The sequence below is a fragment of the Pseudoduganella danionis genome (assembly GCF_009720775.1).
Lineage (GTDB): Bacteria > Pseudomonadota > Gammaproteobacteria > Burkholderiales > Burkholderiaceae_D > Rugamonas > Rugamonas danionis.
On record NZ_WNKW01000002.1, the window covers coordinates 134724 to 150967 of the forward strand.

The 16244-nt window shown below is 60.4% G+C and carries 16 protein-coding genes; 12 read left to right on the forward strand and 4 right to left on the reverse strand.

Annotated features, from left to right (window positions below; translation table 11 throughout):
* Positions 1–89: 89 nt before the first annotated feature.
* Positions 90–458 carry a hypothetical protein gene (locus tag GM655_RS08845; RefSeq protein ID WP_155434315.1) on the forward strand — a complete coding sequence of 123 codons (369 nt, stop codon included), beginning with the start codon at positions 90–92 and terminating at the stop codon, positions 456–458.
* A gap of 9 nt (positions 459–467) precedes the next feature.
* Here the strand turns inward: GM655_RS08845 and nhaR are convergent, their stop codons facing one another.
* A complete protein-coding gene (nhaR, locus tag GM655_RS08850) occupies positions 468–1379 on the reverse strand; it encodes a transcriptional activator NhaR (RefSeq protein ID WP_155434316.1) in 912 nt (303 codons plus the stop codon).
* Positions 1380–1482: 103 nt separating this feature from the next.
* On the opposite strand from nhaR, the gene GM655_RS08855 reads away from it, so the two are divergent.
* The 11 genes from GM655_RS08855 (at position 1483) to GM655_RS08905 (ending at position 13063) form a co-directional block, all read left to right on the forward strand.
* Positions 1483–2529: a DUF475 domain-containing protein gene (locus GM655_RS08855; RefSeq protein ID WP_155434317.1), complete on the forward strand. Its 1047-nt coding sequence runs from the start codon at positions 1483–1485 to the stop codon at positions 2527–2529.
* 99 nt (positions 2530–2628) lie between these two features.
* Positions 2629–3204, forward strand: coding sequence for a TerD family protein (locus GM655_RS08860; protein WP_155434318.1), 576 nt, complete (start codon positions 2629–2631; stop codon positions 3202–3204).
* An 18-nt stretch (positions 3205–3222) separates the two neighbouring features.
* Entirely contained in the window at positions 3223–3921 is a 699-nt protein-coding gene (locus GM655_RS08865; protein WP_155434319.1) for a TIGR00266 family protein, read from the forward strand.
* Between the two features lie 20 nt (positions 3922–3941).
* A complete protein-coding gene (locus GM655_RS08870) occupies positions 3942–4526 on the forward strand; it encodes a TerD family protein (protein WP_155434320.1) in 585 nt (194 codons plus the stop codon).
* A 174-nt stretch (positions 4527–4700) separates the two neighbouring features.
* Positions 4701–6644 carry a phosphatase PAP2 family protein gene (locus GM655_RS08875; protein ID WP_155434321.1) on the forward strand — a complete coding sequence of 648 codons (1944 nt, stop codon included), beginning with the start codon at positions 4701–4703 and terminating at the stop codon, positions 6642–6644.
* Positions 6645–6791: 147 nt separating this feature from the next.
* Positions 6792–7610 (forward strand): HDOD domain-containing protein, encoded by an 819-nt coding sequence (locus GM655_RS08880; protein WP_155434322.1) that lies wholly within the window; start codon positions 6792–6794, stop codon positions 7608–7610.
* 81 nt (positions 7611–7691) lie between these two features.
* Positions 7692–8450, forward strand: coding sequence for a FadR/GntR family transcriptional regulator (locus GM655_RS08885; RefSeq protein ID WP_155434323.1), 759 nt, complete (start codon positions 7692–7694; stop codon positions 8448–8450).
* Between the two features lie 131 nt (positions 8451–8581).
* The gene (kdgD, locus tag GM655_RS08890; RefSeq protein ID WP_155434324.1) at positions 8582–9493 is read left to right on the forward strand and encodes a 5-dehydro-4-deoxyglucarate dehydratase; all 912 of its coding nucleotides are present in this window, start codon (positions 8582–8584) and stop codon (positions 9491–9493) included.
* Between the two features lie 76 nt (positions 9494–9569).
* The gene (locus tag GM655_RS08895) at positions 9570–10382 is read left to right on the forward strand and encodes an NAD-dependent epimerase/dehydratase family protein (RefSeq protein WP_155434325.1); all 813 of its coding nucleotides are present in this window, start codon (positions 9570–9572) and stop codon (positions 10380–10382) included.
* A 226-nt stretch (positions 10383–10608) separates the two neighbouring features.
* Entirely contained in the window at positions 10609–12183 is a 1575-nt protein-coding gene (locus GM655_RS08900; RefSeq protein WP_155434326.1) for an aldehyde dehydrogenase (NADP(+)), read from the forward strand.
* A gap of 1 nt (position 12184) precedes the next feature.
* A complete protein-coding gene (locus tag GM655_RS08905; protein WP_155434327.1) occupies positions 12185–13063 on the forward strand; it encodes an SMP-30/gluconolactonase/LRE family protein in 879 nt (292 codons plus the stop codon).
* A gap of 76 nt (positions 13064–13139) precedes the next feature.
* Here the strand turns inward: GM655_RS08905 and GM655_RS08910 are convergent, their stop codons facing one another.
* The 3 genes from GM655_RS08910 to GM655_RS08920 form a co-directional block, all read right to left on the reverse strand.
* Entirely contained in the window at positions 13140–13625 is a 486-nt protein-coding gene (locus tag GM655_RS08910; protein WP_155434328.1) for a hypothetical protein, read from the reverse strand.
* A gap of 59 nt (positions 13626–13684) precedes the next feature.
* On the reverse strand, positions 13685–14287 hold the full coding sequence (locus tag GM655_RS08915; protein ID WP_371866783.1) for an ORF6N domain-containing protein: 603 nt from the start codon (positions 14285–14287) through the stop codon (positions 13685–13687).
* Between the two features lie 105 nt (positions 14288–14392).
* Positions 14393–16234, reverse strand: a complete 1842-nt coding sequence (locus GM655_RS08920; RefSeq protein WP_155434330.1) for a glycoside hydrolase family 28 protein — start codon at positions 16232–16234, stop codon at positions 14393–14395.
* Positions 16235–16244 lie beyond the last annotated feature (10 nt).

Consider the following 16244-nt stretch of genomic DNA (forward strand, 5'->3'; position numbering starts at 1 on the left):
AAAAGGGTGGACTGCAACAATGTGTGTAAATTGGCGCAAGGGCTTGCGGTATAGTGGGGTAATTATAAAAATGCTATCGACTACCGCACATGGAAACCGCTGATTACCAGAGCATAGGGCAGATCATTTATGGCTACGCGCGGGCGCGTAACGAGTTTGCCATGCTGCTGTCCTCGCTGTGCGGTATCGCGCTGCATGCGCCGCTCACGCTCGATGCCGAACTCGCGCTGATCGATACGGCGCGCCTGCGCGTGCGTGCGGCCGGCGTGGGCCGGCAGGTGGTGACGGATTTCGAAGCTCTGCTGGACTGCTTCCGCGCGCTGCAGCAGATCGATACACTGCTGCGGCCCGTGCCCGCTGGCGGCGAGGGCAGTGCCATGCTGCCGTATCAGCGCCAGTTGCAGACTGCGCGCAAGCTGCTGGAAACCTGCCGCCACAGCCTCACGCCGCTGCTCTAAATCCCTGACTTAAACGCTGACGCTGAATGGACCGTCATGCACGGTGTTGAGTATCGCCTCGATGGCGGGGTGGGTGATCTTGCGCGCGTTGGATATGGCATAGAACTGTTCGCGCAGCTCCGGCGCATGGCCCACCAGTACCACTCCGAACTGGGCCTTGATATCGGCTTCCAGCGCCGCTGGCGCAAAGAACAGCCCCATGCCGTTACGGCCAAAGGTGTTGAGCATGGCGTTGTCTTCGAACTCGCCGGCGATTTCGGGCCTGACCCCGTGCTCGATAAACCAGGCATCGATGCGCCCGCGCAGTGCGTTGTTACGGGTCGGTAGCAGCAGCGGTGCACCGTGCAGGCTGGCCGGGAAATTGCGCCGGTAGCGCCGCGCCAACTGCTGCGTACCATAGAGCTGCATATCGCTTTCGCCCAGCAAATGGCTGAAGACTTTCAGGCTGCCGCCCGCGCGCACGGTGCGGTCGGTCAGCACCACGTCGAGCTTGCCGAGCGCCAGATCGGCCAGCAGCGATTCGAATTCATCTTCCATACATACCAGCCTTACCTGCTGATCCAGCTGCTGGGTGGCCTGCAGCAGACGGTAGGCCACCAGCTTGGGCAGCGAATCGGAAATGCCCACTGTCAGGCGCATGGTACCGGCATCGGAGGCTTCCAGCGCATCCTGCAACTGGTCGCCCAGCAGGAAAATCTGCTCGCAATAATTGAGCGCCAGCTTGCCGGCTTCGGTCGGCACCAGCCGGCGCCCCTGCGGCTCCAGCAGCTGCTTGCCTATGCTCTGTTCCAGCAGGGCTAGCTGCATGCTGATGGTCTGCACGGCCAGCCCCAGCCGCTCGGCTGCACGCGTGACGCCACCTTCCTTGGCCACCATGTAGAAGAAATACAGATGGCGGAAATTCAGTCCCGAAGTTTTCATATCTTCTGTTTTTTCGAAGTAACGCTTCAATTATCTTCTATTTTTTAAAATCCTGTTTTTCTCTACACTGCGTCCCATCGTTAAAACAATATGTGAGTAAAACATGAAGCACTTCAAAGTGTCTTTTCTCGTTACTGCGCTGTGTCTGGCAGCAGCGGGCTGGTGGGGATTCGAATTAAGCGGCTGGGGCGGTGCCCTGTCGGCCGTCGGCATTGCCGCGATTCTGGCAGCGATGGAAGTGTCGCTGTCGTTCGATAACGCGGTGGTGAATGCTTCCGTGCTTAAAACCTGGGACGACTACTGGCAGAAGCTGTTCCTCGGCGTGGGCATCATTATCGCCGTGTTCGGTATGCGTTTGCTGTTCCCGCTGGTGATCGTGGCCGTGGCGGCAGATATCGGCATCACGGATGTGTGGCATCTGGCGCTCAATGATCCGAAGACTTATTCCATGCACCTGACCAATCACCATGCGGAAGTGGCAGCCTTCGGCGGCATGTTCCTGCTGCTGGTATTCCTCAACTTCCTGTTCGACCACGAGAAGGAAGTGCACTGGCTGGGCCACGTCGAGCAGAAGCTGGGCGCGCTGGGCAAGGTGTCGTCGATTGCGGTAATGATCGCCATGGGCGTGCTGCTGGGCTCCATGAGTCTGGTGGCGGAAGCACAGAAGCTGGTGGTGCTGATTTCGGGTCTGTGGGGCATTCTGATCTACGTCGGCGTGGATGCGATCAGCAACCTGCTGGAGAAGGAAGAGGAGGGCAGCAATGTCGGCGATATGGTCAAGAAGGGCGGTATTGGTGGCTTCCTGTATCTGGAAGTGCTGGATGCTTCGTTCAGTTTCGATGGTGTGATCGGCGCGTTTGCGATTACCACCGACGTGGTGATCATCATGCTGGGCCTGGCCATCGGCGCGATGTTTGTGCGTTCGCTGACGGTGTATCTGGTGAAGAAGGGCACGCTCGACGAATTTGTCTTCCTCGAACATGGCGCCCACTACGCCATCGGTATCCTCGCCGCGATCATGCTGGCCAGTATGAAGTACCACATTCCGGAGCTGTTCACGGGTCTGATCGGCGTGGCCTTTATCGCTGCCTCGCTGTGGTCCTCGGTACGCCACCGTCGCCAGCAGGAAGCTGCGGCGCTCACGGCTTGAACCGAGGCATGTAAAGAATACGGCGCGCCGTTAAAAACGGACACGGCACGCCGCCTGTAGTAAAAATTAGTCCGCTGTTTCTTTTAGGAGTAACACATCATGGCAATCAGTCTGCAAAAAGGTGGTAACGTCAATCTGAGCAAAGAAGCTCCTGGCCTCAACAAGGTCGTCATCGGTCTGGGCTGGGACGTGCGCAGCACCGACGGCAAGGACTTCGATCTCGATGGTTCGGCCTTCCTGCTCAAAGTCGATGGCAAGGTACGTGCCGATAACGACTTCATCTTCTACAACAATCTGAAATCGGCCGACCAGTCGGTGGCGCACTCGGGCGACAACCGCACCGGCGCCGGTGATGGCGACGACGAAACCGTCACTATCGACCTGACCCGCGTTCCGCCCGAAGTCGAGCGCATCGCTATCTGCGCCACCATCCACGAAGGCGACGAGCGCCACCAGAACTTCGGCATGGTGCAGCGCGCCTTCATCCGCTGCGTGAATGCAGCCAACAGCGGCGAGATCGCCCGCTTCGACCTGTCGGAAGACGGTTCGACCGAATCGGCCATGATCTTCGGTGAAGTCTACCGCTATGGCGGCGACTGGAAATTCAAGGCCGTCGGTCAGGGTTACAAGGGCGGTCTGGGCCCACTGGCGGCATCGTTCGGCGTACGCGTTTAAGCGGAAGGGGACTTTATCATGCCTGTATTTTCGATTACCGGTGACATTGATCCCTTCCTGCATGTATCGCTCGCGCATGGCGAAAAGATCTATTGCGAATCCGACGCGATGGTGATGATGGAAGCGGGCCTCGATCTGAAAGGCAAGATAACCGGCGGCCTCGGTGCGGCACTGATGCGCCGCTTCGCCAACGGCGAGTCCTTCTTCCAGCAGCATATCGAAGCCGTGCGTAGCGGCGGCGACTGTCTGCTGGCGCCACGCCTGCCCGGTGCCATGCAGGTGCTCGATGTGGGCGCGCGCCAGTATCTGCTGAGCGACGGCGCATTCGTGGCGGCCAGCGACAAGGTGGAACTGAAAGTGCGTACCCAGAGTCTGGGCAATGCACTGTTTGCCCAGAGCGGCGGTTTCTTCATCACCGAGACGGCCGGTGTGGGGCAGGTGGCAGTGTCGGGCTTCGGCGCGATCTCGCAGCTCGAGGTCACGCCCGGTAACGACATGATCATCGATAACGCCCACGTGGTGGCATGGGATAGCTCGCTGCGCTACGAGATTTCGGTCACGACCGGCAGTAGCGGCGGCTTCCTCGGCAATCTGGTGAATAGCCAGACCAGCGGCGAAGGCATGGTGCTGCGCTTCTCGGGGCAGGGCAAGATTCTGATCTGTTCGCGCAATCGTGCTGCCTTCCAGTTGTGGGCGCAGCGCGGCGCACAGCAATAAACGTATTCAAGGAGTCAGCAATGACGGTTAATTTAAGCAAGGGCCAGAAGATTTCGCTGGCCAAGGAAAGCGGTGGCGCGGCACTCGGCCGTGTGACCATGGGGCTGGGCTGGGATGCCATCAAGAGCAAGGGTTTCTTCGGCTTTGGCGCCAAGACGGAAGCGGTCGATCTGGATGCTTCGTGCGTGATGTTCGATGAAGGCGGCCGTCCGGTCGATGTGATCTGGTTCCGTCAGCTACGCAGCCGCGATGGCAGCGTGCAGCATACGGGTGATAACCGCACTGGTGCCGGCGATGGCGATGATGAGCAGATCAATGTCGATCTGAATGCCGTGCCAGCCTCCGTCAAGAGTCTGGTGTTCACGGTCAACAGCTTTACGGGCCAGAGCTTTGCACAGGTGGAAAACGCCTACTGCCGCCTGCTCGACGCCAGCCAGCACAAGGAAGTGGCACGCTTCAACCTGTCCGTGCAGGGACCGCACTCGGCGCAGATCATGGCCAAGCTGTATCGCCATAACGGCGAATGGAAAATGCATGCGATCGGTGAAAACGGCAAAGGCCGCACTTTTGATGAATTGCTGCCGCAGATAGCCGCCCATCTGTAATCCGGTTTTGTAGTCGCCCTTGGCAGCGGGGAAGTTTTCCCGCTGCCTTTTTTATTGTCGGAGTTGCTGCGAGAGAAAGTTGATGTGCAATTTGCATGTCATATGACGTGTAACAACTATGTCATATCGCGATGTTACCGTTCCGCTACTTTAACCAACAGTAACGGAATCTCTATGCGTCCTTTCCAGCCCCGTCCTATGTTTATGGCCGTCAGCATTGCGCTCGCTTTGAGCGGCTGCGGCTCGAATGTTGAAGACCAGCCACTGGTCATCCCTTCAGCTCCGGCAGATCAGGGCGCGGCGGAAGTGGTGCCTGTCCCTGCCGTCACCGCCTTTGTCGATACGGCTGCCACCAATCAGCGCGGCGATGCCCGCTATGCCACGCTGGCGACCAATGCCGGCGTGCGCGTGCTGGGTGGCTTCCTGCAGATCTGGAAACCGCTGACGGAAATCGTCGATGCCGGCGTGACCGCGCCTGCGGTGGATGGCTTCCCTGCCGTGCAGGCCTCGAAATGGAGCGGCGTACCGAACGACGGCACGCCGGATGGCATGGTGCTCAACGCTGCCGTGCACGCGGCCAATATCGGTTACGTGGTAACGGCAACGGCCAGCCGCACCGAAGCTCAGGCCGTGCAAGCTTATCTGGATGACCGCCGTGGCAAAGGCTATAGCGTGACGGAAGGTCTGGGCCCGTTGACGGCGGCGTGGCGTACGGCGGCCCAGCAGACCACCACCATCAACAATGTCCCGGCCGATGCCAGCACGGTGCTGTACAACGATGGCGGCAACAATACCGGCGTGGGCGGCAGTGCCAACGCGGCGTTTGGCAATGTGGTGGATCTGGTCAATCTGGTGGGCAATAACGCGTCCACCGAACCGGCCAAGCGCTTCTACAAATATGCCCGTCCTTACCGCTGGAGCAGCAGCGTGCAGGTGCTGCCGGCACTGCTGCCGGCCAAGAGCAGCACGCCTGCCACGGACGGTGGTTACACCAGCGGGCACTCGGCCGAAGCCGTGCGCGATGCGGTGGCGATGGCCTATGCCTTGCCCGAGCGCTATCAGGAAATCCTCAGCCGCGGGCTGGAACTGGGCGAATCGCGTATTTTTGCCGGCATGCACTCGCCGCTGGACGTGCTGAGTGGCCGCATCCTCGGTCAGGCCAGCGCTGCGGCCAATCTGGTTGATCCGGCCAATGCTGCCAAGAAGGCTGCTGCCGTTACCCAAGCCCATGCCACGCTGATGGCGGCTACCGGCACCAATGCCGATAGCTTTGCCGCGTTTGCCCAGTCCGGAACGGTGGCGAATGACCGCTTTGCGGATTACAGCGTCAACAAGGCCAACTATGTACGCCGCAGCACTTACGGTTTCGCGCCTATCGCCGCTACCAATATGGCGGCCGTGGTGCCGAAAGGTGCGGAAGTGCTGCTGGAAACCCGCCAGCCTTATCTGAGCGATGCGCAGCGCCGCGTGGTGCTGAAAACCACGGCGCTGGCATCGGGCTATCCCGTGATGGATGATGCGGAAGGCTGGGGCCGGCTGAATCTGTTCGCTGCAGCCGATGGCTATGCTGGCTTCACGGGCAACGTGGTGATCGCAATGGATGCCAGCAAAGGCGGCTTCAATGCGGCCGACCGCTGGCGCAACGACATCAGCGGCACGGGCAAACTGGTCAAGCAGGGCACGGGTGTACTCAAGCTGGCTGGCAGCAATAGCTGGAGCGGCGGGGTAGAGCTGACGGCTGGTGGCCTGCAGGCCGAGTCGGCCACGGCTTTCGGTACGGGCGACGTGTATGTGAGCGGCGGCACGCTGACGGTGGCCGCAGCGCAGGCGCTCAAGCTGGCCGGCAAATATACCCAGTTGACGGGCGCCACCACGACGGAACTGGTGCTGGGCGCGAACGGGCAGGGCAGCCTCAGCGTAGCCGGTACGGCCACGGTGGGTGGCGGCAGCTTGCGCATCCGCTTTGCCAGCGGCTACAAGCCCAAGGCGGGCGATAGTCTGGCCGTGCTGACGGCAGGCAGCCTGAAAGGCCGCTATGCCAGCATCAGCGTGGATGGCTTCAGCAATGTGAGCCCCGTGTATGGTGCTACCGCGCTGACGCTGAATCTGGGGAACTAAGTGTTTTCCTTAACGGCTTGATAACGAGAATTGCAGGAATTGCCGTTTTCCCACAGATTTATCGTGATAGTGGCAATTTCTGCACATTTTGTAGAGAGTTTCTTCACGGAATAATCCTTGCGCGCTGGCTAAGGCTATAATCAAGCTATGGAAAAGCTCAAGGATTATGCGGAAGTCGTGAGTCGCGCCGAGCGCGGTGAACTGGTATTCCCTACCAGCGTCAATGCCGCCCTGCGCCTGCAGCTGGCGCTGGCCGATCCTGACTGCGAAATGGAAGACGTGATCCGCAAGGTGCTGGCCGAGCCGCAGCTGGCGGCGCGTACCGTGGCGCTGTCGAATGCGGCGGCCTTCAATCGCAGCAACAGCCCCGTGACCAATGTGCGGGTCGCTGTGCAGCGGCTGGGTTTCCGCCATCTGTATTCGATGGCCGCTTCGATGGTGGTGCGCCAATTCGGCAACCGCATCAACGATCCCGAATTGCGCGCCAAGGCCGATCAACTGTGGCAGCACACGGCCCATGTAGCCGCACTGTCCTACATCATCGGCCGCAAGCTGACCCATACCGATCCCGACACGGCGCTGTTTGCCGCCATCGTGCACGAGGCGGGCGGCTTCTATCTGCTGTCCTGCGCCGACGAGCTGCCCGGCCTGCTCGAACATCCCGAGCAGTGGCAGGGCGCAGCACAGGAAATCATCACGCGCGAAATGATGAAGAAAATGGCGATACCGGAGCCCGTCAGCCAGGCCATCGTGGCCCTGCGTGGCGCCAGCCTGATGCCGCCACCGATAGGCTTGCGCGATACGCTGCTGGTAGCGCGTGCGCTGGCGCCCGTGCCTTCGCCGCTGGCCACCGAACCTGCCCACGCCAGCCTGGCCGAATTCATCGATGGCAATGTGGCACTGGCCCAGATACTGGAAGAATCGGCCGAGGATGCCGCTTCCATGAGCGCCGCCCTGCTGGCCTGATTTTGCCCACCGCCTGCTTGCCTCTTTCTCTGGCCTGGCTTAGCGTGTATGCTAACGGTCATCATACAACCTATCATCGCCATGAATCAGACTTTTGCCCAGCCTGGTAGCCTGCCTGCCGCGCCCGTGAAGAAGCACCGCAATCTCGCCCAGGGCGTGGTGGCGGCCATCACCAGCAGCATACAGGCAGGTACGCTCAAGCCCGGCGAAAAGTTGCCGACCGAATCCGTCATCATGGAAATGCATGGCGTCAGCCGCACCGTGGTGCGCGAAGCGATTTCCCATCTGCAGGCAGCCGGGCTGGTGCAGACCCGCCACGGCATCGGCACGTTTGTGCTGGAGCCGCCCGCTGCCAGTCTGCGTATTTCTTCCGAAACCATACGTACCATTGCCGATGTGCTGGCGATACTCGAGCTGCGCATCAGTCTGGAGACGGAAGCAGCGTGGCTGGCGGCGACGCGGCGTAGCGAGGCGCAGGTCGCGGAAATGGGCGCGGTGCTTAAGCGCATACAGGAATCGCAGAGCCGGCCCGGCTCGGTGGAGTCCGATGTAGCTTTCCACCTGCTGATTGCGCAAGCCACCGGCAACCGCTATTTCGTCGATATCCTCAGCGATCTGGGGCATACCATCATCCCGCGTGCCCGCGTCGATTCGGCCCAACTGGCCCATGACGACCCGAATGTCTATCTGGAACGCCTGAACCGCGAGCACGAAGACATTTACAACGCGATTGCCCGCAAAGATGCAGAAGCGGCCCGTGCCGCCATGCGCACCCACCTGAGCAATAGCCGTGAACGCCTGCGCCGTGCGCAGGAGGGCATGGCATCCAAGGACGCCTGAAAACCACGAATTTTTGACGCGGCGGGAGATTTTGCTAAATCGCTTGCCTGCGTTTCGATATAGTTGTACGATGTCATACAACAAGGCGCAAAAACGGCGCGCCCATAGCCACCTCACACACTGGAGACTGTATGCAACCGAATGACCTTAAAAAAATTCTCTCTTCCGGACTGCTGTCGTTTCCGGTGACCGACTTCGACGCGGAAGGCAATTTCCGCAAGTCGACCTATATTGAACGCCTCGAGTGGCTGGCGCCGTATGGCGCGAGCGCGCTGTTCGCCGCTGGCGGTACGGGCGAGTTCTTCTCGCTGGAGCCTAGCGAATACACCGACATCATCAAGACCGCGGTGGATACCTGCGCCGGTAAAGTGCCGATCCTGGCCGGAGTCGGCGGCCCGACCCGCGTCGCGGCAGCCTATGCCCGCGAAGCCGAGCGCGTGGGCGCTGACGGTCTGCTGCTGCTGCCGCACTATCTGACGGAAGCCAGCCAGGATGGTCTTATCGCGCACGTCGAGCAGGTCTGCAAAGCCACCCGTCTCGGTGTGGTGGTGTATAACCGCGCCAATTGCCGCCTGACGCCGGACTCGCTGGCCAAACTGGCCGACCGTTGCCCTAACCTGATAGGCTTCAAGGATGGTGTGGGCGATATCGAACTGATGGTGTCGATCTGGCGCCGCATGGGCGACCGCTTCAGCTACCTCGGCGGCCTGCCGACGGCGGAAGTCTATGCTGCCGCCTACAAGGCGCTGGGCACGCCGGTGTACTCGTCGGCCGTGTTCAACTTCATGCCGAAGCTGGCGATGGACTTCTACCACGCCGTGGCATCGGACAATCACGCCGAGCAGAACCGCATGCTGGACGAGTTCTTCCTGCCGTATCTGGAAATCCGCAACCGCAAAGCCGGTTACGCGGTCAGCATCGTCAAGGCGGGCGCCCGTCTGGTTGGCCACGACGCCGGCCCGGTGCGTGCACCGCTGACCGACCTGACGGCTGAAGAATGCGATATGCTCGATAAACTGATCCGCAAACAAGGCGCGCAATAAGCCTGCGCCGGTTTCAATGTCTTTGCGCACCGCTGCGGCAACTGGCCGCGCGGTGCGGTTTAACTTCGGGTGAAAAATGAGTAAACCATTTAAACGGATACTGCTGACCGGCGCGGCCGGTGGTCTGGGCAAGATACTGCGCGAACGCATCAAGCCTTGGGCCGATGTGGTGCGCCTGTCCGATATCGGCGAAATGGCGCCAGCCGGTGAGGGCGAGGAAGTGGTGCGCTGCGATCTGGCCGACAAGGCGGCCGTGATCAAGCTGCTGGAAGGCGTGGATGTGGTGCTGCACTTCGGCGGCATCTCGACCGAAAACACGTTCGAAAACATCATGGCGGCGAATATCGCCGGTACCTACAACCTGTACGAAGCAGCGCACAAGAACGGCATCAAGCGCATCGTGTTTGCCAGTTCGAACCACACCATAGGCTTCTACAAGACCACTGACTACATCGACGCTGATAGCCCGATGCGTCCGGACAGCCTGTATGGCGTGAGCAAGTGCTTCGGTGAATCGCTGTCGCGCTACTACTATGACAGCGTGGGCATCGAAACGGTCTGCCTGCGTATCGGTTCGTCGTTCCCCGAGCCTGTCAATCCGCGCATGCTGGTGACATGGTTCAGCTACGACGATCTGGTGGAGTCGCTGCGCTGCTCGCTGTTCGCACCGCGCGTAGGGCACACCATCCTGTTTGGCGCATCCAACAATCCGGCTAGTTGGTGGGATAACAGCAAGGCCGAACATCTGGGCTTCCGACCGAAAGACAGCTCGCTGCAGTTTGCCGACAAGTTCCCGCCCACGGGTAACTATCCGGCCGCCGATGATCGTGCCACGCTTTATCAGGGCGGTGGTTTCGTCGTACCCGGTCCGCAATATCAGCAGCCCTGATCGCACCAGTTTGCGATAGCGGAGTATACTTGCCGGCGTTGGTTTCGCCTTTGCGGAAACTGACGCTGGCGTTTTAGTTTGCGGCCTGCGGCCCTTTAGCCGTATGTGCGCAACATAGGCGAGCACTTTATGCTGAACACCGCGCAGGTGTTGCAGCAATCAGCACAATTCATGATGAAGCAGGGTGTGGTCTGACTACACCCGGGAACAAATTTACGGAGGCTTTATGCAAATTGCAGGCGAAATGATCATCGGCCGTAGCGCGTTTTTCGGCAAGGAAGGCACGATGAAAGCGGTGGACCCATCGCGTAATGCGGAAATCGAACCAGCTTTTGGTCTGGCTGGTGCGGCAGATCTGCAACGCGCTTGCGAACTGGCCGAGCAGGCTTTCGATGTGTACCGCGCCACCGGCCTGGAAGCGCGCGCCAAATTCCTCGAAACCATCGCTGACCGCATCATGGATCTGGGCCCTGCGCTGATCGAACGCGCCATGCAGGAAACTGGTCTGCCGCAAGTGCGTCTGGAAGGCGAGCGTGGCCGCACCTGCAACCAGTTGCGTCTGTTCGCCAAAGTCGTGCGCGATGGCCGCTGGCAGTCGGCCACGCTGGATTCAGCGCTGCCGGAACGCACGCCGCCACGTCCTGATCTGCGTCTGCGCAAAATCGGTCTTGGCCCGGTCGCCGTATTCGGCGCCAGCAACTTCCCGCTGGCCTTCTCGGTGGCTGGCGGCGATACCGCTTCGGCACTGGCGGCCGGTTGCCCTGTTGTGGTCAAAGCTCACTCGGCCCACCTCGGCACCTCCGAGCTGGTAGGTAAAGCTGTGGCACGCGCGGCAGAAGAATGCGGCATGCCGGAAGGCGTGTTCTCGCTGTTGATTGGTTCCGGCCAGACCATCGGTCAGGAACTGGTGGCCCATCCTGCCATCAAGGCAGTCGGCTTCACCGGTTCGCGCAATGGCGGTATTGCGCTGATGCGCACTGCTGCGGCACGTAAGGAACCGATTCCTGTGTATGCCGAAATGAGCTCCATCAATCCGGTGTTCCTGCTGCCGGGTGCACTCGATAATCCTAAACTGCCGCAGGCGTTTGCGGACTCGTTGACCATGGGCTCGGGCCAGTTCTGCACCAACCCCGGCATGCTGGTGGGCCTGAAGAGCGACAAGCTGGATGCTTTCGTCGCAGCCGTGGGCGGCACCATAGGCGCCAAGCCAGCCACCACCATGCTGACCCCGGGCATCCACAAAGCCTATGTGACGGGCGTGGCTGCGCTGGCCGGTATCGCCGGCGTAAGCCAGAAGGCTGCAGGTCAGGGCACTGATGCGCCATGCGCAGCTCAGGCTTTCCTGTATCAGGTGCCTGCCAGCGAATTCCTCAGCAACCCTGCACTGGAGGGCGAAATCTTCGGACCAACTTCGCTGCTGGTGGTGTGCGACGATGAAGCGCAGATGCTGGCCGTGGCCGAGCATGTGGAAGGCCAACTGACTTCGGCCGTCCACGCTACCGCGGACGACCGCGCACTGGCAGCCAAGCTGCTGCCTACGCTGGAACGCAAAGTGGGCCGTATCCTGTTCAACGGCTTCGGCACCGGCGTGGAAGTGGCGCATGCCATGGTACACGGTGGTCCATTCCCATCCACCTCGGACAGCCGCACCACTTCGGTGGGTGCTTCCGCCATCGACCGCTTCCTGCGCCCGATCTGCTACCAGGACGTACCATCCTATCTGCTGCCGGAAGCGCTGGCCGACGCCAACCCGCAGAACATTCCGCGCGTGGTGAACGGCGATCTGGTCTGGAATGGCTAAGATGGAACGCCTGAGCGACGTTAGCTGCAAGGTGGGCGAAAGCCCGACTTGGCACGCTGGCGAAGGCGCGTGGTACTGGGTCGATATTCCGCAGCAGCGCGTATGGCGGCTCGATGGCGCCACGGGCGCCACCCGCTACTGGGTGGCGGACGAGATGGTGGCCTGCGTGGCGCCCCGTTCCGATGGTGGCCTGATTGCCGGTATGGAAACGGGCATCTTCGCGCTGGAACTCGATGCCTGCACGGCGCTGGCGCAGCGCAAGCTGGCCGCGCCGGCCAGTGGTCTGGGCGAGGGGATGCGCTTCAATGACGGCCGTTGCGACCGGCAGGGACGCTTCTGGAGCGGCACCATGTTCATGGACATGGCGGCGGCGCGTGCTGTCGGGCAGTTGTATCGTTACGATTCAGCGCGCGGCTTGTCCGCACCGTTCGTATCGGAACTGCTGACCCAGAACGGCTTGGCCTTCTCGCCGGATGGCCGCACCATGTATCTGTCGGATTCGCATCCGGCGCGGCGCATGGTGTGGGCTTTCGACTACGATATCGCCGATGGTGTACCGAGTAATCGCCGCGTGTTTGCCGACATGACGGCAATGACCGGTCGCCCTGATGGTGCAGCGATTGATACCGATGGCTGCTACTGGGTGTGCGGGAATGATGATGGCTGCGTGCTGCGCTTCACGCCGGACGGCAAGCTGGATAGGCGGCTGGAAGTGCCGATGCTCAAACCAGCCATGTGCGCGTTCGGCGGCAAGAATCTCGATACGTTGATGGTTACTTCCATCATTTCCGGCAAGCCCGAAGATGCCGAGTGGGGTGGCGCCGTCGTGCTGCTGCAACCCGGCGCACAGGGCGTAGCGGAAACGCTGTTCGCTGCCTAAGGCTGGCGCAGGCCAGCTAGTCAGGCGTATAAGCTCAGTCGCATCAGTGTAAGCAGTGAGTCACAGTGAACTGTGCTCACTGCTTTTTCATTTGCAGGCGGAACTGCGTAGTCCACTGGCCGTTCAGCAGCATTTCGCTGTGGGCTTCGTAGCCATCGGCTGACGAGGGCGTCCAGCGCACGCGGTAGCGCAGGGCCTTGCCTCCTGCCACATAGTCCGTTTCGGGGAAATCCAGTCCATCTTTGGTGGCGAGCATGGTACCGCGACTATATCCGCCGCCATTCTCCACATACAGGAAAGCCACCTGCGCGCTGGCACTGTCGAAGTAGTACAGCGTTTCGCCCACATAGTCTGGCCGGCCTGCCGCCCTCACCGTATGCACATCGCGCAGCACGTGACCTTCGTACTGCCACTGGAAGCAGTGTTCATCCGTGGTTTTACCATCAGCGAAAGTGCCTTTCCAGCAGTGGCCTGCCAGAAAAGCCATAGGCTGCAAGGGCGTGGGCGGTGCAGCCTGCACGCCCGTCGCTGCCAGCAGTAGTATCGGTAAGAGTTTGCGCATGGCCCAGCTCCCTGTAGAGACAGGGCTAGTATAGGCCAGCTTCAGGATGATGGTGTGGCTTATTCGTCAGGGGTGACAAATCCGATGGGCCGCTTATTCACCGGCATTGGGGGCGCCATCAACTCTCGCAGCGTTTGTAAGATTCTCCTGAACTGCTCCTGATTGTCACGCCGATCAGTTTCGGACTGTAGTGCCATCAGTTCGGCCTTCTTTTCAAGCTCATTCAGCCGTAGTACCAATTCGCGGTTCGATACTAACAGCTCGCGCAGTTGCACGAATGCTCGTACCACATACACTGAAACCTGCGTGGCTCTGGGCGAATTGAGGATAGTAGCTGCCATGATGGCGCCATGCTCGGTGAAGGCGAATGGCAGGTAGCGCCGGCCACCCCGTTCCTTGACAGACTGGTTTGAGGTCGCATTTTGCGACCTCAAAGTGGTGTTTTCTTCGGCTGTAAGCCGGAACATGAAATCGCCCGGGAAGCATTCCAGATTGCGTTTGACCTGTTCATTGAAGCGTTTAGTGGTTATGCCGTACAGATACGCCAGTTCAGCATCAAGCAAAACCTTCTGCCCGCGTATTAGCAGAATGCGGGTTTCTATCCTCGCTTGAAAATGAAGGCCTTCAGGCTTCCTGCTTCCATGGCTGCGTGCTCCGGAAATTCAAACTTGGATCAGGCCACGAGTATCCGCTTGAACTGTGCACTACTGGCTCTCCGGGCATTTACTTCCGGAGCAAACATCGCTCCGAAAGTATGTGAGGCTTCATCAGGCGGAGAGTGTGGTGCTGTGGACCTTGCCGGCTATGGTAACGTTGTTCAGCTTGAGATCCTTGACGTTGAACAGGAACCACGGCTGCGCAGTATTTACCGGCGTGCCGAAATCGCAGTCGCTGATGCTGACGTTGGTCACGGGTGGCACGGGCGGTACCGGCAGCGGGCCGTTGTAGTCGGAGGCGACGGGACCCAGTACTACGATGGCCTGATAGCAGGAGGCTGACTTGCCGTCACGCGTACGCACGTTGCCGGCCTTGACGTTGGAGATGTGGACGTTATCGACGATGGGCGGGCGCGTACGCACGTTGTCGCTGATGGGGGTGTAGTCGCAGTCGAAAGTGACGATGGCGCCTGCTGCCGTGGCCACCGTCTTGGACTGGATCGGTGAGCCGGGCAGGGAAGCGTAGAACGAAGGGCTGGTCTGCACGCCGTTAGGAATTGTCACATCGCGCACGAAGAAGTTGCGCAGATAGCCGCCGCGGTTCAGATTGGTCTTAAGGCGGATCGCCGTGTTGAGCGGATTGGTGGCCCAGTTGATGTTCTGGAAGGTCAGCTTCTGCGCATACACGTTCTGGATGCCACCCGCCATTTCGCTGCCCAGCGTGACGGCACCATGACCGCTTTGCATGATGCAGTTCTGGATCACGATGTTTTGCGACGGGCCATACTGGGTGTCGAGATCCTTGCCGGCCTTGATGGCAATGCAGTCGTCGCCCGTGTCGAAGGTGCAGCCTTCGATCAGCACGTGGTCACAGGCTTCCGGATCGAAGCCGTCGCTATTCGGACCCAGACTCTCGCAGTGCACATTGCGGATCACGATGTTACGGCAATGGACAGGGTGATGCTGCCAGAACGGCGTGTGGGTCACGTGGTAGCCTTGCAGCAGCACGTTGGTGCAGCCTATTAGCTGTATCATCGGCGGACGCAAATAATGGCCGATACCGAATACGCGCCGTGATATCGGCACGCCCGCTTCGGACAGTGCAGGCAGATACTGCGCATCGGCGCGCCAGCGCTGGCCTTCGCCCTGTATCAGCAGGCGCTCGGCTTCCGTCAGTTGCGGCGCCACTTCGGTCAGCGACATGGCGTTAAGCGGATTCTCGGTATTCTCGGACATTTTGCCTTTGCTGAAATTCGGCGTGGAGCCCTGTGCTACCGCATTCAGGGTTTTCAGCTTGCCCTTCCAGGTCCACCAGCAGTCACCCTGTTCGTTGAAAGGTACACCGCCCTGACCGTTGAAGGTGCTGCTCCAGTCTTCGCCCGTCAGTGCGATATTGTGCTGGCCGTGAGCGTAGATCATGGACGAGTAGTTCAGGCAATCGTTGCTCTGCCAGCGCGAAATGGACAGCTTGCCGTGCTTGCCGCAATCGATATCGCCATAGCGCGCATAGTCCTGCGGCTGGTTGCTGAAGTAGATCTGCGCACCGGACGCCAGATGCACGTGCACATTCGAGCGCAGCACGATAGGGCCGGCGCAGTACCAGCGTCCTTTGGGGATTACCACGCGGCCACCACCAGCGTCATGGCAGGCCTGTATCGCGTCGCGGAAGGCAGGGTAGCAGTCCGGTGCATCCTTGGCCGGGGTGTCGATGGTGTCCTGCTCCTCGAACGAAATCCAGGCGCGCACCTTCTCCATAGTGCATGGCTTGGCGCCGTAGGCCGTGACGAGGAAGTCCTGCTTGCGGAACTGCAGCGGTTTCGATACATGGTCGATGATGGCTTGCGCCTGCAGCCATGGATCGGGCGCCGTGCTGGCGCTGGCCGGCAGCGCAGCGCTCATGCCTGCGGCAGGTAAGGCTTTCAGCAGATTGCGGCGGTGGGTATTGATGCTCATGTTGAGTGTC